The organism is Neiella litorisoli, from assembly GCF_014773395.1.
In the GTDB taxonomy this organism is placed as follows: domain Bacteria; phylum Pseudomonadota; class Gammaproteobacteria; order Enterobacterales; family Neiellaceae; genus Neiella; species Neiella litorisoli.
The window spans coordinates 1-24,173 of sequence record NZ_JACXAF010000035.1 but is presented as its reverse complement, the minus strand read 5'-3'; the positions used below and the strand labels follow the sequence as shown (position 1 = coordinate 24,173).

The 24,173-nt window shown below is 51.9% G+C and carries 21 protein-coding genes and 1 rRNA gene; 10 read left to right on the top strand and 12 right to left on the bottom strand.

Going from position 1 to position 24,173, the window contains the following annotated elements; translation table 11 throughout:
- Positions 1 to 362 precede the first annotated feature (362 nt).
- The 3 genes from IC617_RS18180 (at position 363) to IC617_RS18170 (ending at position 3,461) form a co-directional block, all read left to right on the top strand.
- Positions 363 to 1,766, top strand: a complete 1,404-nt coding sequence (locus IC617_RS18180) for a DNA-3-methyladenine glycosylase 2 family protein (RefSeq protein ID WP_191146413.1) — start codon at positions 363 to 365, stop codon at positions 1,764 to 1,766.
- Positions 1,763 to 2,290, top strand: coding sequence for a methylated-DNA--[protein]-cysteine S-methyltransferase (locus IC617_RS19005; protein WP_369410434.1), 528 nt, complete (start codon positions 1,763 to 1,765; stop codon positions 2,288 to 2,290). Before IC617_RS18180 ends, IC617_RS19005 begins: the two co-directional genes overlap by 4 nt.
- An 85-nt stretch (positions 2,291 to 2,375) precedes the next feature.
- Positions 2,376 to 3,461 (top strand): glycosyltransferase, encoded by a 1,086-nt coding sequence (locus IC617_RS18170; protein ID WP_191146412.1) that lies wholly within the window; start codon positions 2,376 to 2,378, stop codon positions 3,459 to 3,461.
- A gap of 16 nt (positions 3,462 to 3,477) precedes the next feature.
- On the opposite strand, the gene IC617_RS18165 is transcribed toward IC617_RS18170, so the two are convergent.
- Complete coding sequence (locus tag IC617_RS18165; RefSeq protein ID WP_191146411.1) at positions 3,478 to 4,065, bottom strand: DUF4202 domain-containing protein; 588 nt, start codon at positions 4,063 to 4,065, stop codon at positions 3,478 to 3,480.
- Between the two features lie 208 nt (positions 4,066 to 4,273).
- Between IC617_RS18165 and IC617_RS18160 the strand changes: the two genes are divergently transcribed.
- Positions 4,274 to 5,713, top strand: a complete 1,440-nt coding sequence (locus tag IC617_RS18160; protein WP_191146410.1) for an SLC13 family permease — start codon at positions 4,274 to 4,276, stop codon at positions 5,711 to 5,713.
- Positions 5,714 to 5,757: 44 nt separating this feature from the next.
- Positions 5,758 to 6,249: a chorismate--pyruvate lyase family protein gene (locus tag IC617_RS18155; protein WP_191146409.1), complete on the top strand. Its 492-nt coding sequence runs from the start codon at positions 5,758 to 5,760 to the stop codon at positions 6,247 to 6,249.
- Positions 6,250 to 6,657: 408 nt separating this feature from the next.
- On the opposite strand, the gene IC617_RS18150 is transcribed toward IC617_RS18155, so the two are convergent.
- Both IC617_RS18150 and IC617_RS18145 read right to left on the bottom strand, forming a co-directional pair.
- Positions 6,658 to 6,852, bottom strand: coding sequence for a (2Fe-2S)-binding protein (locus IC617_RS18150; protein ID WP_191146408.1), 195 nt, complete (start codon positions 6,850 to 6,852; stop codon positions 6,658 to 6,660).
- Positions 6,853 to 6,939: 87 nt separating this feature from the next.
- Positions 6,940 to 7,383 (bottom strand): GNAT family N-acetyltransferase, encoded by a 444-nt coding sequence (locus IC617_RS18145; RefSeq protein ID WP_191146407.1) that lies wholly within the window; start codon positions 7,381 to 7,383, stop codon positions 6,940 to 6,942.
- 222 nt (positions 7,384 to 7,605) lie between these two features.
- Here IC617_RS18145 and putP point away from each other — a divergent pair, with 222 nt between their 5' ends.
- The gene (gene putP / locus IC617_RS18140; RefSeq protein ID WP_191146406.1) at positions 7,606 to 9,093 is read left to right on the top strand and encodes a sodium/proline symporter PutP; all 1,488 of its coding nucleotides are present in this window, start codon (positions 7,606 to 7,608) and stop codon (positions 9,091 to 9,093) included.
- On the opposite strand, the gene IC617_RS18135 is transcribed toward putP, so the two are convergent.
- The 6 genes from IC617_RS18135 to IC617_RS18110 are packed head-to-tail and all read right to left on the bottom strand — an operon-like array spanning position 9,090 to position 16,230.
- A complete protein-coding gene (locus tag IC617_RS18135; protein ID WP_191146405.1) occupies positions 9,090 to 10,550 on the bottom strand; it encodes an AMP-binding protein in 1,461 nt (486 codons plus the stop codon). The genes putP and IC617_RS18135 overlap by 4 nt on opposite strands.
- Positions 10,547 to 11,554: an o-succinylbenzoate synthase gene (gene menC / locus IC617_RS18130; RefSeq protein ID WP_191146404.1), complete on the bottom strand. Its 1,008-nt coding sequence runs from the start codon at positions 11,552 to 11,554 to the stop codon at positions 10,547 to 10,549. Before menC ends, IC617_RS18135 begins: the two co-directional genes overlap by 4 nt.
- Complete coding sequence (gene menB / locus IC617_RS18125) at positions 11,508 to 12,359, bottom strand: 1,4-dihydroxy-2-naphthoyl-CoA synthase (protein WP_087507277.1); 852 nt, start codon at positions 12,357 to 12,359, stop codon at positions 11,508 to 11,510. The genes menC and menB overlap by 47 nt, the downstream gene beginning before the upstream one ends.
- Positions 12,349 to 13,200, bottom strand: coding sequence for an alpha/beta fold hydrolase (locus IC617_RS18120; protein WP_191146403.1), 852 nt, complete (start codon positions 13,198 to 13,200; stop codon positions 12,349 to 12,351). The genes menB and IC617_RS18120 overlap by 11 nt, the downstream gene beginning before the upstream one ends.
- Entirely contained in the window at positions 13,178 to 14,878 is a 1,701-nt protein-coding gene (gene menD, locus IC617_RS18115) for a 2-succinyl-5-enolpyruvyl-6-hydroxy-3-cyclohexene-1-carboxylic-acid synthase (protein ID WP_191146402.1), read from the bottom strand. Before menD ends, IC617_RS18120 begins: the two co-directional genes overlap by 23 nt.
- Positions 14,875 to 16,230, bottom strand: a complete 1,356-nt coding sequence (locus IC617_RS18110; RefSeq protein WP_191146401.1) for an isochorismate synthase — start codon at positions 16,228 to 16,230, stop codon at positions 14,875 to 14,877. Before IC617_RS18110 ends, menD begins: the two co-directional genes overlap by 4 nt.
- Before the next feature lie 161 nt (positions 16,231 to 16,391).
- Here IC617_RS18110 and IC617_RS18105 point away from each other — a divergent pair, with 161 nt between their 5' ends.
- The 4 genes from IC617_RS18105 (at position 16,392) to IC617_RS18090 (ending at position 22,494) form a co-directional block, all read left to right on the top strand.
- Positions 16,392 to 17,108 carry a hypothetical protein gene (locus IC617_RS18105; RefSeq protein ID WP_191146400.1) on the top strand — a complete coding sequence of 239 codons (717 nt, stop codon included), beginning with the start codon at positions 16,392 to 16,394 and terminating at the stop codon, positions 17,106 to 17,108.
- 85 nt (positions 17,109 to 17,193) lie between these two features.
- Complete coding sequence (gene imuA / locus IC617_RS18100) at positions 17,194 to 17,922, top strand: translesion DNA synthesis-associated protein ImuA (protein ID WP_191146399.1); 729 nt, start codon at positions 17,194 to 17,196, stop codon at positions 17,920 to 17,922.
- Between the two features lie 9 nt (positions 17,923 to 17,931).
- Complete coding sequence (locus tag IC617_RS18095) at positions 17,932 to 19,401, top strand: Y-family DNA polymerase (RefSeq protein WP_191146398.1); 1,470 nt, start codon at positions 17,932 to 17,934, stop codon at positions 19,399 to 19,401.
- A gap of 6 nt (positions 19,402 to 19,407) precedes the next feature.
- The gene (locus IC617_RS18090) at positions 19,408 to 22,494 is read left to right on the top strand and encodes an error-prone DNA polymerase (RefSeq protein ID WP_191146397.1); all 3,087 of its coding nucleotides are present in this window, start codon (positions 19,408 to 19,410) and stop codon (positions 22,492 to 22,494) included.
- Here IC617_RS18090 and IC617_RS18085 read toward each other — a convergent pair.
- The 3 genes from IC617_RS18085 to rrf all read right to left on the bottom strand — a co-directional run bounded on the left by IC617_RS18085 (position 22,491) and on the right by rrf (position 23,974).
- A complete protein-coding gene (locus IC617_RS18085) occupies positions 22,491 to 23,174 on the bottom strand; it encodes an SDR family NAD(P)-dependent oxidoreductase (protein WP_191146396.1) in 684 nt (227 codons plus the stop codon). The genes IC617_RS18090 and IC617_RS18085 overlap by 4 nt on opposite strands.
- Before the next feature lie 77 nt (positions 23,175 to 23,251).
- Positions 23,252 to 23,542, bottom strand: coding sequence for a N(2)-fixation sustaining protein CowN (cowN, locus tag IC617_RS18080; RefSeq protein ID WP_191146395.1), 291 nt, complete (start codon positions 23,540 to 23,542; stop codon positions 23,252 to 23,254).
- A gap of 316 nt (positions 23,543 to 23,858) precedes the next feature.
- Positions 23,859 to 23,974 (bottom strand): 5S ribosomal RNA (gene rrf, locus IC617_RS18075).
- Between the last annotated feature and the right edge of the window lie 199 nt (positions 23,975 to 24,173).

The window sequence follows — 24,173 nt, the reverse complement described above, 5'->3', positions numbered from 1 at the left end:
CTGTTCCACAGATCGCATTCGGGCGAAGCCGGCCTTGTTTCCTCCGCAGGTGTTAGCCTGATCAGGTTCTCGGATTCTGCGCGGCTTACTGCCTGTGGCAATAAGCTTTGCAATCTCAGCCAACGGGTCTGATCAAGCTCAGACTCTGGGCACTCCGACAAAGCGGTGGTCAATATACACCCGAATCGAAACGAGTCTCAAGCCTTATTAGATTATTGTCATTGCAATTGAATGATGATTTTTAGTGTGCGGACGGTTGCAGTCTTGCCAATCAAAGTCGTTGCTTCAGTTCCGAAAATGGCGAGTATTGCTCATAAAAACCGTTACCATTTAGCCTATGTAGACAAACACGGTGAATCATCATGTCGTTGACTGAACCAACTTTATCGCCCGAGCAATGCCGTACTGCTCGGCTGGCTCGTGATGCCCGCTTTGATGGTCAGTTTTTTGTTGCGGTGAAAACCACCGGCATCTTTTGTCGACCCATCTGTCCGGCAACCCCACCTAAGGAATCCAACGTTAGTTATCTGGTCCATGCGACCCAAGCGATGCAGTTAGGTTACCGCCCCTGTTTGCGCTGCCGCCCTGACGCAGCTCCCAATTCGTGGGCATGGCGCGGTGTTGAAACAACCGTGAAACGAGCAGTTGAACTAATGGATCAAGGCGCATTGCAACGCCAAAACCTCTCTCAACTAAGCGAACGACTTGGCGTGACTGATCGCCATTTACGTCAGTTGTTTCAGCGTTTTATAGGCATGTCACCAAAGCAATACGATAGTCACCGACGATTACTACTGGCCAAGCAATTGTTGCACGAAACTCAATTACCTATGGTCCACGTTGCCCTAGCTAGCGGCTTTAGCAGCTTAAGGCGCTTCAACGATGCCTTTGTCAAAACCTTGCGTTTACAACCCAATCAAATTCGCCGTCAGCAGCAATCGAGTACAGTCGCTAATCCAACGCTATTACTCAGCTATCGGCCTCCGTTTGATTGGCCGCGGATGCTAGCTTTTTACCGTGCTCGCGCGATCGATGGTTTAGAGCATGTGGACGAGCACAGTTATCGCCGAACCTTTACCATTGATGGTCAAACCGGTTGGTTCGAGGTCTGTCACCACGCCAGCAAACATGCTTTAGCGCTTACCGTTGAGATTGATGCTCTCTCTGTATTACCAGCATTAATTCAGCACGTTCGCCGCTTATTCGACCTCGATGCCAACAGTAGTGTCATCGATCACCACCTGCAACAAACTGGGTTAGCAACCGGATTTATCGCAGGTGTACGTTTGCCCGGTATTTGGAACTTGTTTGAGGCTGGCGTCAGAGCAATTTTAGGTCAACAGGTGTCGGTCAAAGCGGCGCGTAACTTGGTCCAGCAAGTTGTTACTGAGTTGGGCCAGCCCTTGAATGCAACACTCGCAAATGAACCACAACTGGCTCGTTGCTTCCCTACGCCGAAGGCGATCGCCGCATCGGATCTGATGTTCCTGAAAATGCCCGAGAGTCGCCGTCAATGCCTTAAGCGGCTGGCACAGTATTTTCTGACAGAACCAGATTGCTCGCCGGATGATTGGCTGGCACTCAAGGGAATTGGGCCATGGACCGTGAATTACGCCAAACTTCGAGGATTATCGGAGCCTAACATTTACCTCAATTCCGATTTGGGCGTTAAAAATGCACTAAAAGCGCAACAACTCGAGCTTATTCCCGAACAACTCAGTCCGTGGGGAAGTTACGCTACGTTTCAACTTTGGAGCCGATTGTGAGTCAGTTTCTCTATCATCAATTTGCCACTCGCTTGGGCGATATGATTGCTGTGGTTGACCCAGTATTGCCGCACTCACCATTGATTCGGCTTGAATTCGAAGACTCATTTCGTGGCGACCTATCAGCGGCGGCTCCCGCAGCCAATCACCCAATGTTGCGCGAAACCCAACAACAACTCAACGACTACTTTGCAACCACTCGACACGCCTTTAGCTTGCCAATAGCGCCAACCGGCACACCATTTCAACAATCGGTATGGCAAGCTCTACTGGCAATACCTTACGGCAACACTCGCAGCTACACCGAGCAAGCGACACTAGTGGGCAACCGCAAGGCCGTGCGCGCCGTTGGCGCTGCCAACGGTCGAAACCCAATCGCAATAGTCATTCCCTGCCACCGCGTTGTTGCCAGCAGTGGTCAGTTAACCGGCTACGCAGGTGGAATATTACGAAAGCAACAATTGCTCGCGCTCGAGTGCAAGCCAGAGCAATACCACGACAAACCAGGGTATCAACAGCCTTGATTAAAAGTCATTTGCCCTCGTTGTCATCGTTGATGTATGGTGCCGATCAGTTTAATGACATCGAAAATATTGGTATCTGACCCACATGGAAGCTCGGCCAGTTCACTCGCTACACATTATTGGCAGTAAAAAATTAGGTGGCGCAGAGAGCTTTTTTATCCGCTTGGTGACATCGCTAACTAATGCCGGTCACCCTGTCGATGTGATCTGTCGACCCAACAGTGGCGTGTTTAATGCGCTCAAAGACACACCGGTCACCGTTCATCCGGTCTCCCTCAGAAGTGTGTTCTGCCCATTCTCTCGCCATCAAATTCAGCAAATCATTAAAACCATCAAACCCGACGTGGTGCAAACCTACATGGGCCGGGCAACTCGCCTTACCCGAATCCCCAAAGGTTCAAGCTGCAAATTGATTGCTCGCCTCGGCGGCTACTACAAGCTGAACGGTTACCAGCACGCCGACTGCTGGGTCGCTAACACCCAGCAAATTCGTCAGTACCTGATTGACCATCGGTTACCGCCATCGCGTTGCCACTACATTCCCAATTTCGTTGGCCAACAACAACGCACGGGTGAAAAGGTTGCGCCACCTGAGGCAATGCAACAACTTGCCGCCAATGATTTGGTGATCTTAGGTTTAGGTCGGCAAGTGCCAAAGAAAGGCTTCGATAGCCTGATTAATGCGTTTGCCAGTTTGCCAGAAACAATCAATGGCAAAACCCTCAAATTAGTGCTTCTTGGTGATGGTAAAGGTCGCCAAGCGTTAGTCGATCAAGTGGCAAATTTAGGGCTCGAACAGCGACTGCTCATGCCGGGCTGGCAAACCAATATCTGGCCTTGGTTTCAACGCGCAGAATTGTTTGTCTGCCCGTCCCGCCACGAACCACTGGGCAATGTTATTTTGGAAGCATGGGCAGCAGGGAAAGCGGTGATTTCAACCGCAAATGACGGCGCTAACGAACTCATTGAGCATGACAAAACAGGCCTGATCGTGTCACTCGATAACACCGCGCACGAGTTACAACAAGCACTGCTAGAGTTACTGCAAGATCCTGATAAACGACAACAACTGGCCACCGCAGGTTACCAGCAAATCGAACATGAGTTTTCTGAAAGCTCGGTGCGCGAACAATACTTACAGCTCTATCGCGCGTGCATCGACCAAGTCTGATGAGATTGAAAAAGCGCTACGCCAGCGCTTTTTCAATTAATTGCTGAACCGCGGCAGGGTATCTTTGCTCAAGCGCATAAGCGTGCCCTTCTGCAGACATCTTGCGCCAGGTTTTTTGCAGGATATCAATCACCTTTTCTTCGCTGTGCTGGACAGCAAATGGTTCGGCATAGTGGGCCAAGAACACGAGGCAAATGATGTCTTCAAGTTGCTGACATTCAGGGTCAGCTTTGAGCCGCTCTTTGCGTAATAACGCGCCCACTCTGGCGATTGTATTATCATCAAAATCAAGTGATTGCAGGATTTCCGCAGTCCATTCGGCATGTTTTTTACCCAGCGTCTGACGCCAGTCGTAATAGCCTTTTTTACCGGCAGGGAAGTCTGCACGAGGGATCGCCCAGCGCTTGATGTGCTGAGCACGAGCGGCGATCTGCACGACATCGGTTGCCTTGGGGGCAAACCGCATTTGCATGCTGGTCATGCGGGTGCCGTAAAGTAGTGCTGCTGGTAGTTCAATATCCTCCAGCAGTTCCATGTTTGGATCGGCTTGGTTAACCGCATCGATTGCAGCAAAAACTTGTTCGAGTGGATTCGACAGTGCCATAGCTTCGCGCCCTATGTTTTCAGGCTATATATCAGATGTGTTCGGGCATTATTGTGAGACACATTGACCAGAAACTCAACGGCTGGCAAGGAGTTAATTTCGAACGAAAGCTTGCGCCTTATCAATAACTCGAGCAACTAACGAGCGCTTTAACACCGTCCTAATCGCGCTCAGCTAAGCTGAAAATACCGCTTCGCAATCAGAGTTGATGATGACCAAAACAACCGGCAATTACTGGGGATTATGGTTAGGGGGCGCGTGCCTTTTGATCACCATACTGGTTCCGCCACCTACTCCTGAATTATCCACCACAGCGTGGCTAACGACAGGGTTGGCCATCATGATGGCGGTCTGGTGGGTCACCGAAACCGTACCGGTTGCAGTGACCGCGCTGGTGCCACTGACCGCAGCGCCATTGCTCAATATTCTGCCGATTAAAGCGGTTGCTTCACTCTACACTCACCCGCTGATCTTTTTGTTTCTAGGCGGTTTTTTGCTTTCTCTGGCGATGGAAAAATGTAATCTACACCGCCGGATTGCACTGGCCACAATGACAGTGGTTGGCGCTAACCCTCGGATGCAAGTCGGCGGCTTGATGTTAGTCACCGCATTTTTGAGTATGTGGATGTCAAACACCGCCACTGCGGTGATGATGCTGCCCATTGCCTTATCGGTGATCGAATTGCTCAAGGTGGATCATGATGTCTCTGAGCTGTCACCCGCATTACTACTGGGGATCGCTTATAGCGCGAGTATCGGCGGCGTTGCGACCCTGATCGGCACGCCCCCCAATGCACTGCTCGCGGCATACCTGAGCGACACCTATCAAATCGAAATTGGTTTTGGCCAATGGATGTTATTTGCGCTGCCGATGTGCTGTCTGATGTTGCTTGCGGCTTGGTACTGGCTCACTCGTTCAGGTTTGGAAGGCAGTGGTTCAGCGCAAACGCACGCCCTGTTCCAACAACAATTGCAACAACTCGGCCCACTCCATCGCCATGAAAAACGGGTGCTGATTATTTTTGTCGGCGCCGCCACGGGCTGGATATTGCGGGTGCCGCTGGCGCAATGGACCGGCTTGCCAATCTCCGATACCACCATTGCGATGGTTGCTGCCACCTTGTTATTCATTATTCCCAGCAGCAAGAAAACGGCCAACGGCCAGGCCGAACGGCTGCTCGACTGGCCAACCACGCAAAAATTACCTTGGGGTGTATTGCTGCTATTTGGCGGCGGCCTTGCCCTCGCCGGAATGATTAAGTCCAGCGGATTGGCACAATTTATTGGCGCCAGCATTGGCCAAGCCGGTAGCGGCCAGCTGTGGTTGCTAATCTTAGTGGTTACCGCCGCGATAGTCTTTTTGACCGAAGTAACTAGCAATACCGCCACCACCGCCGGATTCCTACCGCTGCTTGGGCCGGTGGCCGTATCGCTCGGATACGCCCCCCAAAGTATCGTCATTCCGGCGGCATTAGCTGCAAGTTGCGCCTTTATGATGCCGGTGGCGACGCCTCCCAATGCTATTGTTTTTGCATCGGGCGAATTACGGATCAAACAAATGGCTCTCAAAGGCTTGATGCTCAACTTTGTCGCCACCGCGCTGATCACCGCGGCCTCGGTATGGTTGCTGCCTTTGTTATTTAATTAGTCGCTGCTAAACTGGCCTGCCTTATTGGTAACGGGTAGCAAGCTTTGACCAAAGACGCACAATTGCCGCCACTGCTGAAGGTACTTATCAGCGCAGACGGCACCATTTCTAACATGCTCGAGGCTTGGTTTAACGAAGCCGTAGCCGCGCAAGTGGTTCAAACCACGGCGCCGGTGTCTGATCATGATTTATTAATGCTCGATGCCTCACCAGGCGATGAAGTGATTTGTCGCAGCACCCAAATCGTCGGTAAATCAACTGCCACCACTTATCTTAGGGCTTCCGCTGTGATCCTCGCTGAGCGAGTGCCCGCGCAAACACTTGCCTGCATCGAAAAGCATGAGGCGGGTATCGGCAAAGCATTACGTCAGGCCAGAAGTGAAACCCTGCGCGAAGTGCTGGATTGGGGCATTGATGAGCAAAACAATGAAGTGTGGCGCTGCTACCGAATTGTGATGAACGGCCAGCCGGTGATGTTAATTACCGAGCATTTCCCAATAACGACTTACGGCAGCCACAACGAATTGAGACAATAGCGGCGGACCATTCAGCATGGGTTCAGATTTGGCAGATAGGCTGAAACGGCCACAAGCCAACAAAGAGAGCCCATCATGATTAGACACTGCACCCAATGGATCAATGAATGTGTGAAATCACTTTTCACCCCACCCACCGTTCCTGTACTCCGCAACAATTTCACTGCCGATTTAGCCAAGCCGCGCCATGTGCGAGAAAAACAAATGTGTTTAGGCACCTATATCGAACTACAAAATGGTTTCGGCCTGGGTAGCCGGCGTTGACTTGATTGGATAATTGGTTTGAGCATCATTACCCGACTTGCTTCATGGTCAAGACGGTAACGTTGCTCAAATCGAAAAGAATTAACAGGAAAGTGTCATCGAGAAATAGATAAACTCCGAGCGGAGTTTACTTGGTAATCAGAATTAAGCAGCGTCGTAGAATGGCGTGTCTATTTTGGCCAATTCATCACGCAGCACGGCTGCAGTTTGCATCGCGCAGCTACCACATTGGGTGGACGCTTTCAGCGTTCGTTTAATTTCGCTCATACGCGTCGCTCCGCCAGCAACTGCCTCGCGGATGTCTTTGTCAGTAATACCGTGACATAAACAAACGTACATGGTGAACCTCAATTCAAAAGTATGACGCAAAGCTTAATGCAAATACGAACAATTATCAAGAACATTAGATCTAACACTTTCAGGAAGTTATGGTAGGGGCAAAAACATTTTCTGATGTTGACCTACATCAACAATGTGGAAGGGTGCGCCAATAGCTTGATAACCAGCCGCTCGGTAAAAACCAACGACATGGGAGCGGGCATTGCACCAGATAATATCGCCCTGAGCTTGGTCTACTGCATGATTGCAGGCCGCCAACAGTTGTCGCCCTAACCCGCGGCCTTGCCACTGGGGCTGAGTGGCCATGCCTCTGAGTTGATAGGCCACTTGATCGATCTGCTCAACCATCGGCGTCTTCATCAAGCTGACCACCGCAACAATGTCATCATCAACAATGGCTCCCAAGTGAATGGTGGACGGCTCTTCATCGCCATCAAAAACCGCACTCGAGGCCGGCCGCCCAGGTCGAAGCACTGGCAGCCGAATGGCCAATGTATCGGCAGCGCTAATGGCGCAAATGTCTAACTCCATAGGAATGGCTGAACTACCTTGTTTGACTGATGTTTAAGGCATATAAGAGCATCTGACAAGTCGCCAACCCTTTTGTCGCAGGTTGTGATACCGGATTGATGCAAATCGGCGAGATGCAAGCAGGATCACGCCCAACAGTCATTTTTATTTGCTACTGGCTTTTTCTGGCTGAGATGTCTTAGGCTTGATCGTTATTCTCAGTTGCCCAAAGGAATCGTCCAAATGCCTACTGCCGATATGTCTGTATTACTCACCTTTGCCGCTTATCTCATCATGATGCTGGCAATCGGAGTATGGGCCTATCGCAAGACCCAAGGTGTTTCCGACTATTTTCTCGGCGGTCGCTCCCTCGGCCCTGTGCCTGCTGCGCTCAGCGCTGGCGCCTCGGACATGAGTGGCTGGCTATTACTCGGGCTACCCGGCTACGCCTATGCTGCTGGTGCAGAAGCGCTCTGGCTCGCAGCAGGCCTGCTACTCGGTTTCTGGTTGAACTGGCGATTGATGGCCAGACGCCTGCGTCGGTACACTATTCGCTGCCAAGATGCGCTGACTGTTCCCGAATACCTATCACGGCGATTTGCCGATCAATCGGGGCTGCTGCAATTAATCGCAGCCATAGTCATTTTGTTGTTCTTCTTGTTTTACACCGGCTCAGGACTGGTCGCCGGCGGTAAACTATTCGCCAGTGTGTTTGCCATGGATTACCATGTGGCCGTGGTGGTTGGCGCCGTCTGCGTAGTTTCCTATACCCTGTTTGGCGGCTTTTTGGCGGTAACCTGGACCGATGTGGTGCAAGGCTTGCTGATGATGGTGGCCCTACTGTTAGTGCCATTGGTGATTCTGCTGCAACTCAACGGCAGTCCCTCTGAATCGCTGGCCAATATCAATCCGCAATTACTGAATAGCATGACGGACGCCGATGGCTTTCCGCTATCAGCCATCGCCATTATCTCTCTGTTAGCGTGGGGGTTAGGCTATTTTGGTCAGCCTCATATTTTGGCGCGCTTTGCCGCGACTAAATCAGATAGCGCCATTGCCACGGCACGAAAAATCTCTGTCAGCTGGAACCTACTCTGCCAAATTGGTGCCTTGCTAGTGGGTATGTGTGGTTTGATTTACCTCCACCAGCATCAAATGCCAGCGTTACAAGATTCTGAAACTATCTTCATTCAGATGGTGGGCTTGTTATTCCATCCTTGGATTGCTGGCGTGCTATTGGCGGCTATTCTGGCGGCGGTAATGAGCACGGCCGACTCGCAACTGTTGGTTTCATCCTCTGCTTTCACGGAAGACTTATATCGTCGCTGGCTAAAACCCCACGCGTCGCAACAAGAACTGGTGTGGACTGGACGCTTGACCGTAGTCGTGGTTTGTCTGCTGGCAACAGCCTTGGCTTGGGATCCCGACACTTCAGTATTAAATCTGGTCGCCTATGCTTGGGCGGGTTTTGGCTCGGCGTTTGGCCCAGTCTTACTGCTGTCGCTCTATTGGCGCCGGATGACGCGCATCGGCGCTTTGGCCGGCATGATCGTGGGCGGGCTGACGGTCGTGATCTGGCGACCACTGAGCGGTGGCTTGTTCGATTTATATGAAATGGTTCCCGGCGTACTGTTGGCGGTCATTGCCATTGTCATTGGCTCGCGGTTAAGTGCCGAGCCACCTGCGAGTATCAAAGCCGACTTTGATGCGGTAAACGCCAAAGAAAGTTAGTGAACCAACCTTTGTGCTAATTGCTTCAGCACCGCTCGATTCGGCTTCACCGCATCGAGCTCGCTCGGCCAGTCGAGCCAGCGAATGGGCCACATAAACTTGGGCAAGTGAGCCGCTAAAAAGGATTGTATTGCTGAGTCATCAAGTTGCTGGTACCAACGCACAAAGGCAACCGGCCGCTGGCCAAAGGCGTCATCGGCGACAGGTACCACCAGCACTTGTTCTATCTCTGGTAACTGCTTGAGAGTCTGCTCAACCATTTCAGGCTGAACGTTCTCGCCGCCAGAGATAAAACGATTATCCGCCCTACCGACAACAAACAAGCGGCCATTTTCGACTCGGCCTAAATCACCCGTGGCAAACCAACCGTCTTCCGCCACCAGCGCTTTGCGATAATCACCTTCAACATAAGCGCTGGCGAGCTGCGGACCTCTGACCCTAATTTGGCCATCATCACCGAGCGATATGTTGTCGTTATTGCTGATATCAATACCGCCATCGGCGGTAACCGGTGATAAGGCAATCGCTGCAGCTGTTTCGGTCATGCCAAACCCAAGATAAAGCTTAAAGCCCCGTTGCGAGGCCTGTTGGATCAAGGCCTCAGCAACAGGACCACCGCCGAGCATGATGTGGCGCAGCGGCAAATGGTCGGTATGAAACGCCGGTAACGCCAACAAACGTTGTAATTGCGTCGCCACTAGCGAGCAGTGACTCGCGGCGCTCTGTTGCAGCTGCTCAAACAATGGCAGCTTCGGATCAGCAATGGCTAAACGTGCGCCACTTGATAAGCAGCGAATAAATAAGCCATAACCGGCGGCGTGAAACATCGGCAATGACAGCAACCAGCAACTGGCGGCAGATAATTCTAAGATCGGGTTACAAAACGCCGCCGCACTCAAGTGAGATGACAACTGATGCAATACGGCTTTGGGCATGCCACTGCTGCCGGAGGTCATTAAAATAGTCGCCTCCAGCGCTGGTTGTGCCGCTATCGCTGGCAGTATAGCGGCATCAAGCTGGCAGCCTTGTTGCAGCCAACGGGCGATTCGGCTCGCAGAAGAACACTCGGTGTTCAACTCACCATTCAACGCCAACCCAATAAGTGGATGCTCGATAACCAATAGCGGCAAGCCATCATCAGTGGTAAAGCCGTGCTCGGGCCAGCAATAATCGGCGCCGGCTCGCTTTGCCAGTTCGAGCCGTTGTGGCAACGGCCAACGATGACTGATGGGAACAAAGGTCCAGCCTGCCGCTAAACAAGCTGATGCCAGTAACAATAAATCAAAGGGAGACTCTGAACAGACCGCCAACCGCTTGGGCTGACTTGATACAGTGAGTAATTGCCGTAACTCATCGCTGGCGCGGCACCAATCAGCCGCACTTAGGGTGATATCACCCACTTGTATTGCTGCGTTTGGCGATGGCGCAAGTAAGGTGACCGAACTTACTTGGCTCATGATGGCAATTTCCAAACAAGGTCCAGCTCGGCTTCGCTCAACAGCGGCAAGCTAGGATCTGCGCTTCGCGGGTGGATTAAGTCAGCACCGAGCGCCTTGAGCGTATCAAGCCCTGGGATTTGCTCTGGCGCCCACAGTTTGGCCAAGCGAGCCAAGTAATCATTGGTCAAATTACTTTCAAAACAGGCGCTGACGATAAAAGCCAACTCATGCTGCTGGCAGAACTGCTGCCATTGCTGGCACCGAGTCAAGGCGCCTACCAATGTTGGTTTGCAAACCAAGGCCCGCAAGCCACTAAACATGGCTAATTCAACTTGGTTTGATTGAATGGTTTCATCCAGCGCCACCGGCACACCTTGAGCAGCCAGCGCCACGGTTTCATCTAAGTGACTACAAGGCTCTTCAATAAAATCGATAACCGATAAATCGACGTTGTGACAAAACTGCTCGGCTTGCTGTAGCGAACATTGCTGATTGCAATCAAGACGCCAACGCGTTGCTGGGAATTGGCGTTGCAGCTGGTTGAAGCGATTGATGTCGGCATCAACATTAGCACTGCCGATTTTCAATTTAGCAAGAGGAGCCAGCTGCTGAGGCGTCTCATTTGCTGTCACCAACTGAGCGGCCAAAGGAACTGACTGGGTCGATACCTCGGCTGTCTTAGCCAAGCGCTCGGTGACAACGCTAGTCGCCATATCAATGGCAAACTGAATACTCGGCGGCAATTGCTCAAACGACAGCTGACGGTCAAGCCATGACCACAGCGCATCAATGGCATCGGTGAGTGTTTCCCGACTAAAACCGGGCAGCGGCGCAGCTTCGCCCCAATGGTAGAAGCCAGATTGATCGGCAAATTTCAGCAGTAGCCCTTGGCGCTGCTGCAATCTGCCGTGGGCCAGCTGAAGCGGTTGTGTTAAGGGGATGTCATAGCAGTACACCCCCACTAACCGATAACCGTTATGGATTACGGGGGAACTTGTCGAAGTCCGGCGCACGTTTTTCATTAAAGGCGTTGCGACCTTCTTGGCCCTCATCGGTCATGTAAAACAGCATGGTGGCGTTACCTGCTAACTCCTGCAAACCGGCCTGCCCATCGCAGTCGGCATTTAGCGCGGCTTTCAAACAACGCAATGCCATCGGTGAGTTTTGCAACATTTCGCGGCACCAACGCACTGTTTCTCGCTCCAACTCAGCCACCGGCACCACGGTATTGACCAAGCCCATGTCGAGTGCTTGCTGAGCGTCATATTGGCGACACAAGAACCAAATCTCACGCGCCTTCTTTTGTCCAACAATACGCGCCATATAGCTCGCACCCCAGCCACCGTCAAAGGAGCCAACTTTGGGACCTGTCTGGCCAAAGCGAGCATTGTCAGCGGCAATGGTTAAATCGCACATCATATGCAACACATGACCACCACCAATGGCATAGCCAGCAACTGCCGCCACGATTGGCTTAGGGCAAGTGCGGATCTGACGCTGAAAATCCAACACATTAAGGTGATGGGTGCCCTGATCATCTTGGTAGCCGCCGTAGTCACCACGAACTTTTTGATCACCGCCGGAGCAAAATGCCAGCTCACCTTCACCAGTCAGGATAATCGTGCCGATGGCCGCATCGTAACGGGCATCAGCTAACGCATCGATCATTTCCTTCACCGTTTGCGGGCGGAAAGCATTTCGCACCTGCGGTCGGTTAATGGTGATTTTAGCGATGCCTTCGGCTTTTTGATAACGGATGTCCTGATACGATTTTTCGCTGACCTCTTGCCAGTCGATTGGCGCATAGAGGGTTTGTTCATCGAGCATGAATAAGTCCTTGTGGTAAACAATCTTGCAACCATAACTGAAAACACTGCTGCCACTGCCGAGGCTGGTGAGCATGAATGTTATGGCCTGCATGTTTTAGCAGATGAACTCGAACCGGCAAACCGGTTTGCTTCATCTTTTCAGCCAGTTTGGCATATTTCCGGTCTTGGCCACCAGCAAGGTAATGAATCGGCATTGCCTGCAGGCTGTCGGCTTTACTGCGATCACAAGCGAGTAGCGACCAATAATCATCTTGCTGATCGAGGGATAGCTGCGCCAACGTGCTCGCCAAGCGCCAAGGCTTAATGGTCAACAGGCGACGATGAATTTGCTGCTGTCGCTGTGGCCGACTTAAATCGGCAAATACCCCTTGCTGATACCATTGTTGCAAGCTTTGCAGTTTCGGCTGCGTTAACCAGCGCGCTTGCCAGCGCTGATGCCAGCGATGACGCGCCAAACGTTTGTTCCAACGAATGTCACCGGGATGGCCCGACTCCAGTAGTATCCCCCGTAACCCTGCTGGCTGCGTGGCTGCGGTTGCCATCGCCAATCGGGCGCCCATGGAGTAGCCCATCAATAAATAGTGCTCAACGCCATGATGAGCAAGGGTATTGGCGAACAATTGCAACCACTGTTGAAAGCCCGAATGACTTCTGGTTGTGGTGGGGCTATTGCCATGATTGGGTAAATCCACCAGCAAGAAGCTGTGCTGCTGCAACCAAGGCGCAACCACCGCAAGCCAATCCTGATGCTGGCCCAAAAACCCATGGAGCATCACCACCACAGGTCGGTCGGCGGAAACAGGCGCGCCAATTAACTCAGCGTGTAAGTGCTGCGGCATCGGCGATGGCCTGCTTCAGATCGGCGGCGGCTTCGCCGGGCTCAGTTAGCAGTTCAATTAAGGTCGGCCGAGCCAACGCGAGGGCCTGCTGATAGCCCTGATGGAATTCGGCCATATCGGCTGGCCGCTGGTAATTGAGATTAAATTGCTCAGCAGCCGCTGCAAACTGGTAGCCATGGCGCATTCGGTAATATTGATCGAGCGTGCGGCCATCAGGCACCGGTAACAAATCAAAGATATTGCCACCATCATTGTTCAACACAATCACCACCAAAGGCTGCTGCAATTGACTCAACAGAGCCAATGAATTCAAGTCATGCAGTAGTGAAATATCGCCCAGTACCAAGGTTAATGGCCGACTCGCATCATGTTTGCCAAGGCCCACGGCAGTCGCCAAAAGGCCATCGATACCACTGGCGCCACGACTGGTAATGATCTGCTGGCGGCCGCTAAAACGCTGCTCAAACAACCGCACCGGCAGGCTATTGCCCAGCATCAACAACCCCTGTTCCGGCATACTGAACTGGAGCTGAGCAGCCAGATTCACTTCACTCAGCGATAACTCGTCGGGTTGCCACAATGATCGACTCGCTTGGTTAATGGCATCACTCACGCAAACGGCTGGCGGATGAACGGGTGGATTGTTTAACTCAAACTGGTCAACACGGCAGTTGAGCCGCTGCATGATCACCAAACCAGCATCGAACGGGCCGGGATGATCACTGATTTGTACCGAATGATGCCATTCGTGCTGCTCCAACCAACGCAATAACGATTTGCTGATCAGACGACCGCCTAACAGGATAAATTGCCTTGCCTGCATCAGGGCAGCAGGCTGTTGCGCCAACGCCAATTCAGGATGGTTAATGACGTTCGCTTGCCCTCTCAAACCACTTTGGACATCCGCCAACAAAGGCCAGCCGAGTTGACGTTGTAACTTCAGCGCCGCGGCTTGCTCATCTGGGCCCAAGGCGCCAGCAATAATCACCCCAGGCAATGCTGGAACCGTGAAAACGACCGGCTCAGGATCATTCAATTCAGCCCTAACGAATGGCTGCTGATGCTGTCGCCACTCATTTAACTCAGCTAATTCGGCAGCGAAGTCTTGCTGTTGCGCCGTCGGATACAAAGGCTCTCGATAAGGGCAATTAAGATGAATGGGGCCGCGTACCGGCTGTACGCAGCAACGCTGGTAAATGCCATCAATGCGGGTTAGTAAATCGCTGGCCGATTCACTGGCATGGGGGGCTGGCAGGTTTTGTCGTGCCACAACAAAGTGAGCAAAAATACCAACCTGCTCAATGGCCTGATTCGCGCCACAATCAATCAGCTCTTCTGGTCGGTCGGCCGTTAATAGAATCAATGGTTGCTGGGTTTGAAAGGCCTCAACCACTGCCGGGTAAAGGTTGGCCACCGCGGTACCAGAGGTAACAATCACCGCCACTGGCGAAGCGCTGGCTTTGCATAAGCCTAACGCCATAAAGCCTAAGCCACGTTCATCAAAATGGCTGTGGCACTGTAACTTAGGGTTAGCGACCGCAGCCAAGGTCAGTGGCGTGCTACGAGAGCCTGGCGCCAGACAAACATGGCGGACGCCCAGACGGGCCAATTCTTCCAACAATAAGCTGGCCCATAACTGGTTATGGTGGCTAAAAGCAGTGGGGAAGATCGAACTCATGCAGGTTGCACAACACTCATGGCACTTTTTAGTTTACTGTTGAGCTCATGCCATTCGGTAGTTGGCTCCGAGCCAGCGACAATGCCAGCACCGGTATACAGTTGCAACTGCTGACCTTGCTGGACCATGGAACGAATGGTGACACAAAATTCACTGCGCTGCTCACCTATCATGCCAAAAACCCCAGCATACCAACCGCGATTCACTGCCTCATGTTGGGCTAAGTAGGCTTGCGCCGCTTGTCGAGGTAAACCGCCCACCGCCGCAGTCGGATGCAATGCCTGTAGCAAGGCTTGTTCGCTAATATCTGGCCGCAGTCGGGCACTGATAATACGGCATAGATGGCTGACTTGTGCCAGCGGCACTAAATGGGGCTCAGGCTCAATATCAATCTGGCTTGCCAACGGCGTCAGCTGCTGCTCAATATCATCTGCGACCAGCTGATTTTCATAGATGTTTTTGCGATCCATCAGCAATTGCCCTGCGAGGATATGGTCTTGCTGCTGATCCTGACCACGCGCACAAGTGCCAGCCAATGCTTCGGTGTAAAGCTTGTCTTGCTTACGTAAAAACAACCGCTCCGGCGAGCAGCCAAAAAAGGCTTGTTGCTCATCGACTTGAATGCCAAAACGATAACAGCCATGTTGCTGCGCCTGCCAACTATCCAGCAAGCTCCAAGGGTTGGCCAGCTGCTCGGTATCGAGCCGAGTTTCGCGGCACAGTACGACTTTTGAAGTTCGCGCCTGTTGCTCGTCTGAAGTCAGCTCTAGTACGCGCTGTTGCCAGTCCTGATAATTGGGGGTGTGCTGCTGACTCAGGATAGTAAGCGGCTGCGGTGATAATGGCGCTACCGCTCGCAGTTGCTGTAAATCTTGCTTTGCTTGTGAGAGTTGCTGTTGATAACGATTAGGCTGCAGCCGTAAGTTAAAAATGAGGCAGGAAGATTCGCCAATACGACGATATTCCCATTGTGGTAAATGCAGCCGATTGCCGCCTTGTGCAGTGACCCGAGGGTCGGCTGGATTAAAGCCATGGCCGCCGTAATAGCGCCATTCTGCGGTTACTTCACCGAGGCAAAGACGCTGCCAATTGGCGCGCTTAGCTTGTGATTCGGTTAACCACCATTGATCGATGCTCCCCACCGCAGACACTTCATGACTGCCATCGCGTGAATGCCAGTGAATTTTGGGAAAACCTCGCTGAGCCTGTAACCACGCCAGTGCAGGGATCTCGCTAATGGCAACGGCTAGCTGGACCAAGCTCTCTTGTTGCGGACACTGAAGACGCCCCAGCTGCAGCTCAAGCAGCTCAATCACAGGGTCTATCTGGCGATCAAATGCAACGGTTAACACAACTCGTTTTCTCTCAGTTTTGCTGGACTCCGACGTTTTTCCGGCGCCCCATCGTCTTGCTGCGCATGGTAACAGTGTGAAATTTCACAGGTCATGATCTAACACATAACGATTTTTGTTGTCATAGATAACTAACTCTATGACAAATAACGGTTGTCGTCATGCCCCAAGGATGGATGCGGTTTGCCAGCTTGTTGGTTATTTCTACGCTACTGCATTTACTGTTGATCGGTTTGCTGCAGCGGACTGTGACGTCAGCTGCAAAACCGTCGGTGACTACGCGGCGGCCACCCATTCAAGCCAAACTCATTATCCGCCCAGCACCTCACACTAAACCACCAGTCGAACACCAGCCAAAGCACGAACCAAAACACGAAACTGTTCAGCTAGACCCTGTAGCCCCTCAACCAAGCGATACTGCCGTGACTGCTGAACCAGAAGTAATAAACAAGCCCAACCTATCGGCTCAAACTCAGCGACAAATTAGCCAGTTGCTCAAGCCTCGCAGCCCCCAAAAGCACGCATCAGAAATTGCCGAGCAAGAGAGTTCAACTTGGCAACAGCTATTACCGCCATCCATCAGCACTGCTGATTTACCTGAGCATTTACAGAATCAAGCGCCTCCTTCTAAGCCTCGACCTCGCCGTGAAGAGTCGCCGGAGTACCCTAAGGATCACCCTATCGCTTCGGAAATTCGCCATGCCGATGGCACTTCGATTGTACGAATGAAATCTGGAGACTGCTATTTGGTTCAAGATCTTAGCCAACTCGACTCCGAATTGACGGGCAAGCAGTGGATTCCTCTTGGTTGCAAACAACATGACAGTCTCGCTTGGCAAGCTTTTAAAGAACGCATTGCCCATCACGCCAATCACTAAACGGTGATAACAAACTTGCCGAATGGCAAACTCACTGATACTGTATATATATACAGTTATATTTTTCTGCGTTCGGAGGCAAACGGTGAGTTTACAATCGCTACTGAATGCCGGCCGGTTATGGCGGGCAACCAATCATCAGCGGGTTCAGCAAGTCTTAAGTAGTGGTATTGCCACACTTGATCAATTACTCCTTGGTGGCTGGCCGAAAGGGCAGGCAACCGAGCTACTGTATGATGGCCAGGGGCTCGGAGAGCTGCGACTCCTACTGCCTACCCTTGCGCAACTGAGCCAACAACAAGCCGCCTCATCACAGTGGCAATTATGGTTAGCACCACCTTTTGTGCCCTACCCGCCAGCACTCCATGACGCCGGTCTGAATGTATCGCAACAACTACTAGTGCAATCGAACGATGTTAAACAACAACTATGGGCTGCCGAGCAAGCATTACAAAGTGGTAGTTGCAGCGCCGTGATGGCATGGCTTGATGGCTCTCAGCCTCTGGCATCAAAAGATATTCGCCGCTTACAAGTGGCAGCCGAGCAAGGCCAATCACAGCTCTGGCTGATGCGACCCAGCAACGTTGCAACGCAGTCATCACCAGCAGCCTGTCGCCTTAAACTCAGCGCCATTGATGAGCAACAAATACAAGTGCATTGCATCAAGCGCCGTGGCGGCTGGGCGCCAGAGCCAATGCCGATTCAAGTCACTGCGGTTTATCCATCAACGGACGAGATAACCAACAGCAACCAGCCTACCGGCCAGATTATTCAAGGGCCTTGGTCAGGCAAGCCACTTGCCCAACAAGCTTGAGGCATTGCGATGGCAAGCCCCAATTTACCAGTGTGGCTGTATCTACACTTTCCACATTTACAGGCCGATCAGTTATCACTGCAGAACCCACAAACTCCCATTGCGATACTGGATCAGGGCAAGCGAGTTTGGCAGCACTGCCGTCTGGCACAAGCGAGCGGGGTGCAAACCGGCATGGTATTTACCACGGCCCTGCAGCTTGATCCAGAATTACAGCTACAGCCGCAGCGCAGCAATGAACAACAACAGATCTTGGCGCAAATTGCTGACTATTGTTACCAATGGTGCGCCCGAATAGCGCTGTCATTTGAGCAAGGATTGCTGCTCGAAGTTGCCACCATGTGGCGTTTATTTGGTGGCCGAGCAAACTACTGGCAACAGTTACAACAGGCGCTACAAAGCAGGCAATTACGCTTTCATGCCGCCGCTGGTACGACACCAATGGCCGCTTACGTGTTAGCCCGAGCAGGCTATGACTTACCATTAGCCTCTACCCAGCAGCTCAACCAGCAGCTGCAACAACTGACACTACAACAATTACCGCTATCGGCCTCGCAGCAACAATCATTGACTGATGTCGGCATCAAACAACTGGCTGATTTAACCAACATTCCCATGGCTCAGTGGCGGCGGCGTTTTAGCGGCGAGATCGCAACTTGGTTGGAGCGGTTAAACGGTGACAAAGTCGATGATCATTGCTGGTTTGAACCGCCCGCTCAGTTTGTCCGCAACTGGCACTGCTTGCATGAAATCAACCATAGCAACGGCTTATTATTTCCTTTGCAGCATATGCTCAAAGAGCTGAATCACTACTTACGTCGGCGGCAACTGGCAGCCTGTGCCGTCGAGCTCATCTTGCAACATCGGGAACAAACCGATAGCCAAATATCATTACGCTTAGCTCAGCCTGAGCATCAGGCCAGTGAATTCCTCATACTCGCCCGACTGCGATTACAGCAACTGTCGTTACCTGAGGCGGTGATCGGCATTCAGGTGGTTGCTGCCGAGTTAGTTCCGCAACAACAGCCAGCAACCGATTTGTTTGCTGCCACCAATAGCCATGCCCTCGATGGCGGGCAATTACTGAACCGACTTCGTAGCCGTCTCGCACCAAGCGACGTCAAGCACCTCGTTTTGTCTGCTGATCCTCGCCCCGAACGCGCTTTTCAGTTAGTCACAGAAAGTGACACGCCAATCACTGCTGGCACTCAAAACAGTGGCCGAGGTGATGTCCAAGATAACGGTCGAGATCATATACAAGATAGTGCCAATCGACCGGTCTGGCTGCTACCTAAGCCGATACCGCTACCCAATCAACCCTGGGAGCTTAAGTCAGCACCCGAGCGCATTGCTTGTGGCTGGTGGGATGACGGTGCCATTCAGCGAGACTATTTTGTTGCAGTCGACCAGCATGGGCAGCTGTGCTGGGTCTTTCGAACACCAGCCAATCAATGGTTTCTCCATGGCTGGTTTGGGTAGCTCAGTATGACTCAATATGTCGAACTGTTTTGCCAATCCAATTTCAGCTTCCTCAACGCCGCATCACACCCCGAGGAGCTAGTGGAGCGCGCCTTTGAACTTGGCTATCAAGGGCTAGCAATCACCGACGAATGTTCGTTAGCGGGCGTCGTTCGCGCCCATGTTTGCGCCAAAGCGCTTGGCTTACCATTAATTATTGGTAGCTATATCCGCTTAGTGGAAGGCGAACAATTAGTGGTATGGGCACCACACAAACAGGCCTATAGCGAACTCAGTCAGCTGATCGCTCGCGGCCAAATGCGCTGCCCGAAAGGTCATTATCAACTGCATCGAGATGACGTCGAACAACTACTGAAAACCGCGCTCATTGGTTGGCTACCTCACCCCCATCCGAATGACTGGCAACCCAGTCTAGATTGGCTCCAGTCTTGGTCACAAGGGCGCTTGTGGTTATTAGCCACTCGACCGTTGTGTGGCAATGATAAGTTGCGCTACCAACAACTCTGCGCCCTTGCTGAGGCTATCGAACTTCCGGTTGCTGCATGCGGAGCCGTACTGATGCACGATCCCAAGCGTCAACCACTGCTCGATACGCTCACCAGCATTCGACTGAACCAGTCGGTACAACAAACATTGGCACAAGCCAGTACCAACACTGAGCGCCATTTGCGGCCTCAATCCAGTATCTATCGATTATTTCAACAACAGCACATTGAGCAAACCTATCTGCTGGCACAGCAATGCCAATTCAGCTTGGATGAGCTGCGCTACCAGTATCCGGCGGAGCTGGTTCCACCCGGTCATACGCCGATGAGTCACCTCCGCCAGTTGGTTGCTCAAGGTCAGCAGCGACGCTTTGCCGATGGCGTGCCACTAGCGATTCAGGCAATCATCGCTAAGGAGCTGGCACTCATAGAGGAGCTCGAATACGCCCATTTCTTTTTAACCATTGAAGACATCGTGCGGTTTGCTAAACAACGGCAAATTCTCTATCAGGGCCGCGGCTCTGCGGCGAATTCGGTGGTGTGTTATTGCCTCGGTATTACCGAAGTCGATCCGCGCAAAATTCAGGTTCTGTTTGAACGCTTTATCTCCAAGGAGCGCGGCGAGCCACCCGATATCGATGTTGATTTCGAGCACGAACGACGCGAAGAAGTCATTCAATACATCTATCAAAAATATGGTCGTGACCGGGCCGCTTTAGCGGCAACCGTCATTAGCTATCGCTTCAAAAGTGCAGTCAGAGACGTTGGCAAAGCGCTGGGTTTCGCTGACAGTCAACTCGATCAGTTCATGGCCAATGTTGATCGTCGTGATAAGCAGCAAGACTGGCGCCAACAGCTGGGGTTATTGGGCTCGCCAGATCATCACTTGATTCGGCATTTTCGCCAGCTGGTCGAGCAAATCATCGGCTTTCCGCGCCACCTATCTCAGCATGTTGGCGGTTTTGTTATTTCTGCTGGACCACTCCATCAGCTGGTACCAACCGAAAATGCCGCGATGGCAGACCGCACCGTGATCCAGTGGGATAAAGATGATTTGGAAGCGCTCGGGTTATTAAAGGTTGATGTGCTAGCACTGGGAATGTTGACGGCAATTCGTCGTAGTTTCGATTTAATCAATCAGTTTACCGGTCAGCAATTAAATATGAGCCAGGTTGAATGGGAGCAACCCGCCGTTTACGACATGTTATGTCAGGCCGATAGCATTGGTGTGTTTCAAATCGAATCGCGCGCCCAGACTAATATGCTGCCGCGCCTGAAGCCGCGCTGTTACTACGATCTGGTGGTGCAAATTGCCATTGTCCGGCCAGGGCCAATTCAAGGCGACATGGTTCACCCGTATCTCCGCCGACGTCATGGCAAAGAACCCATTAGTTATCCCAATGAAGCGGTCAGAGCGGTACTCGAACGAACCATGGGGGTACCCATTTTTCAAGAGCAAGTGATTAAATTGGCGATGGTAGCAGCCGGTTTTAGTGCGGGCGAAGCCGATCAATTACGGCGAGCGATGGCAAGCTGGAAACGCAATGGCAAGCTAGCGAAATTTGAGCATAAACTGCGCACGGGCATGGCTGCGAATGGCTATTCGACCAGCTTTGCTGATCGTATCTTCAAGCAAATTCTCGGCTTTGGTGAATACGGCTTCCCCGAGTCCCATTCCGCCAGTTTTGCGTTATTGGCTTATGTCTCTGCTTGGCTCAAGCGTCATTATCCAGCGGCATTTTGCTGTGCCCTACTTAACAGTCAGCCAATGGGATTTTATTCACCATCGCAGTTGCTACAGGACGTGCGCCGACATGGCGTGACGGTACTGCCTGTCGATATCAATCAAAGCGACTGGGACCACCAATTGGTTGCCGATGATAACCAGCAAGCAGCCATTCGTCTTGGCATGCGCTTGATCAAAGGACTATCGAAACAGTTAGCCGAACGAATTTGTCACCATCGGCCGTCACAAGGATTCAGCTCATTGCTTGAACTGCAGCAGCGCTGCGCAATGCCTCGTCATGAACAACAGGCACTAGCAGCAGCAGGCGCACTGAATCCGCTAACTGGCGACCGCTATCAGGCTCATTGGCAGGTTGCCGCGCAAGCCAATGACACACCATTGTTTGCCAACATCGAACAAACCGTTGCCGAACCAGAGAGCGCCAACTATTTAAGTATCCCCAGCGAAGTGGATAACTTACTACAAGACTACCGACACTTGGGAGTGAGTTTGGGGCGTCACCCAATGACGTTATTACGAGAACAACAGTTGTTTAAGCGGACCATCAGTGCCGCCCAGCTGCCTCAATTTAGTCATGGCGAGTTGGTTCGCGTCGCCGGCCTTGTGGTTGGCCGCCAGCGACCGGGAACAGCCAGTGGCGTCACCTTCGTCACGCTCGAAGATGACACTGGCAATATCAATGTGGTGGTCTGGCTCAATACTGCCAGAGAGCAACGTAAGCCTTTCTTGCAAGCCAAGTTGCTGGAAGTTCACGGCATTCTTGAGCGAGAAGAATCAGTGATTCATATTGTTGCAGGGCGCCTGATTGATCGTACCAGCGCCCTTGAACAGCTCGCGGTACACTCACGAGACTTTCATTAGCAATAATTCGATTCACACTGTGGCCGCAACACCAGCTCATGAACATGTGCCTTAGTACTCAAATGCGGCACAATGGCCTCTGCGACTTGTGCTGGCGACAAGTACTCCGGTCGTTGCTGGCTACGGAAATCGGTATCCACCCCGCCCGGATAAACAGACAGCATTTGCACACCCTGAGGCTGCAACTCTTTGCGCATGACCTTGCAATAAGCATCGAGCGCTGCTTTCGAAGCGGTATAACCGGCCAAATTGGGATTCGCGAATAAACACACGGTCGACAACACATTGACTATCATGCCACTAGCGCGCGCGAGCATATCAGGCACCACAGCTTGCATCATCGCAATCGGCGCATGGCAGTTAATGGTCAGCATCCAGTCTAATTCTTGCTTCGGCAATTCATGGCCCGCTCCCCTGGCATGATTTAAACCAGCGCAATTAATCAATACATCAATCGCTCTGCGCTCTTGGGCGCTGCTGGCAAACTCAGCGATGGCATCGAAATCGCTCAAACAAAACGCACGGACAAAATGACGCTCAGGGTGCGCTAGTTGATCCAACGTTTGTTGCAGCTTTTCAGGATTACGGCCACACAAGCTCAATTGATGGCCAGCGGCGTCAAGCGCCACAGCAAGGGCTCGGCCAATGCCTGATGAAGCACCGGTCAGTAAGATATGCATTGGGAGTTCTCAAAGGTGTAACTGCTAACTAGTACCTTAACAAAATCGCTGTGACAAAAACATGAGCAACGCCATGCTCAGCAGCACTCTTGCTCAATCTGATATAACAAGGCTTCTGCCTCGCTATCGCCACACGCTTCGAAGTATTCATACAATGGATTGAGTTGATTACCGATGAAATGCAGATTGTCAGAGCCAACTGAATGCTGCTCTTGGAACTTCATTTCGAAGTACTGGCCCCAAGTCCCTCCGCCTTTCTTTTGCGATAAATTCAATTTCAGCATTTCGATGAGCTTATCTGCGTTTGCGTCACATTGGATACCACAAAATGAAATGTAACGATCCGTTGTTTGATCTGGTGATGTCACAACAGGTGCCCTCTACATAGTGACGTTAGCCGTAGTGACACGCAGCAAACCATGGGCCACTTATAAGCCACTGAAATACTGCCATTTAACAAATAATTAACTTGTTGTTTTTGTGAGCTTTGTTAGTAAACCAACAAACGGAGAAATACTAGCGAGCTACCTGCTACGTCTTGTAGTCATGCCCTCCGCCCTTCGGGGCAGCCTAAGGGCTATTAATGATATCAACAGAGATATGACGCACATGGGGGCGGAGCAGTCGGGCCCTTAAACGCAAAAAAGCCCGACTCTTTCGAATCGGGCTTTTGCTTTATTAGGTGCCTGGCGGTGACCTACTCTCACATGGGGAAGCCCCACACTACCATCGGCGCAGTTGCGTTTCACGTCTGAGTTCGGAATGGAGTCAGGTGGGTCCACAACGCTATGGCCGCCAAGCGAAAAAGGTAACTCGGAAACCCGTTAAAGCGACAAGCTCAAGGCTGCTCGCTCTAAGGTAAAAATTTGATTTATCGTCACTCTAATGAGTCAATCATGTTTAGTCAGAGCTATTTATACAAAACCACTCGGGCGTTGTATGGTTAAGCCTCACGGGCAATTAGTACAGGTTAGCTTAACGCCTCACAGCGCTTCCACA

Coding starts and splice junctions, on each gene's coding strand:
- IC617_RS18180 (WP_191146413.1), top strand. CDS start 363: ATGTCGTTGACTGAACCAACTTTATCGCCCGAGCAATGCCGTACTGCT.
- IC617_RS18170 (WP_191146412.1), top strand. CDS start 2,376: ATGGAAGCTCGGCCAGTTCACTCGCTACACATTATTGGCAGTAAAAAA.
- IC617_RS18165 (WP_191146411.1), bottom strand. CDS start 4,065: ATGGCACTGTCGAATCCACTCGAACAAGTTTTTGCTGCAATCGATGCG.
- IC617_RS18160 (WP_191146410.1), top strand. CDS start 4,274: ATGATGACCAAAACAACCGGCAATTACTGGGGATTATGGTTAGGGGGC.
- IC617_RS18150 (WP_191146408.1), bottom strand. CDS start 6,852: ATGTACGTTTGTTTATGTCACGGTATTACTGACAAAGACATCCGCGAG.
- IC617_RS18145 (WP_191146407.1), bottom strand. CDS start 7,383: ATGGAGTTAGACATTTGCGCCATTAGCGCTGCCGATACATTGGCCATT.
- putP (WP_191146406.1), top strand. CDS start 7,606: ATGCCTACTGCCGATATGTCTGTATTACTCACCTTTGCCGCTTATCTC.
- IC617_RS18135 (WP_191146405.1), bottom strand. CDS start 10,550: ATGAGCCAAGTAAGTTCGGTCACCTTACTTGCGCCATCGCCAAACGCA.
- menC (WP_191146404.1), bottom strand. CDS start 11,554: ATGAAAAACGTGCGCCGGACTTCGACAAGTTCCCCCGTAATCCATAAC.
- menB (WP_087507277.1), bottom strand. CDS start 12,359: ATGCTCGATGAACAAACCCTCTATGCGCCAATCGACTGGCAAGAGGTC.
- IC617_RS18120 (WP_191146403.1), bottom strand. CDS start 13,200: ATGCCGCAGCACTTACACGCTGAGTTAATTGGCGCGCCTGTTTCCGCC.
- menD (WP_191146402.1), bottom strand. CDS start 14,878: ATGAGTTCGATCTTCCCCACTGCTTTTAGCCACCATAACCAGTTATGG.
- IC617_RS18105 (WP_191146400.1), top strand. CDS start 16,392: ATGCCCCAAGGATGGATGCGGTTTGCCAGCTTGTTGGTTATTTCTACG.
- IC617_RS18095 (WP_191146398.1), top strand. CDS start 17,932: ATGGCAAGCCCCAATTTACCAGTGTGGCTGTATCTACACTTTCCACAT.
- IC617_RS18090 (WP_191146397.1), top strand. CDS start 19,408: ATGACTCAATATGTCGAACTGTTTTGCCAATCCAATTTCAGCTTCCTC.
- IC617_RS18085 (WP_191146396.1), bottom strand. CDS start 23,174: ATGCATATCTTACTGACCGGTGCTTCATCAGGCATTGGCCGAGCCCTT.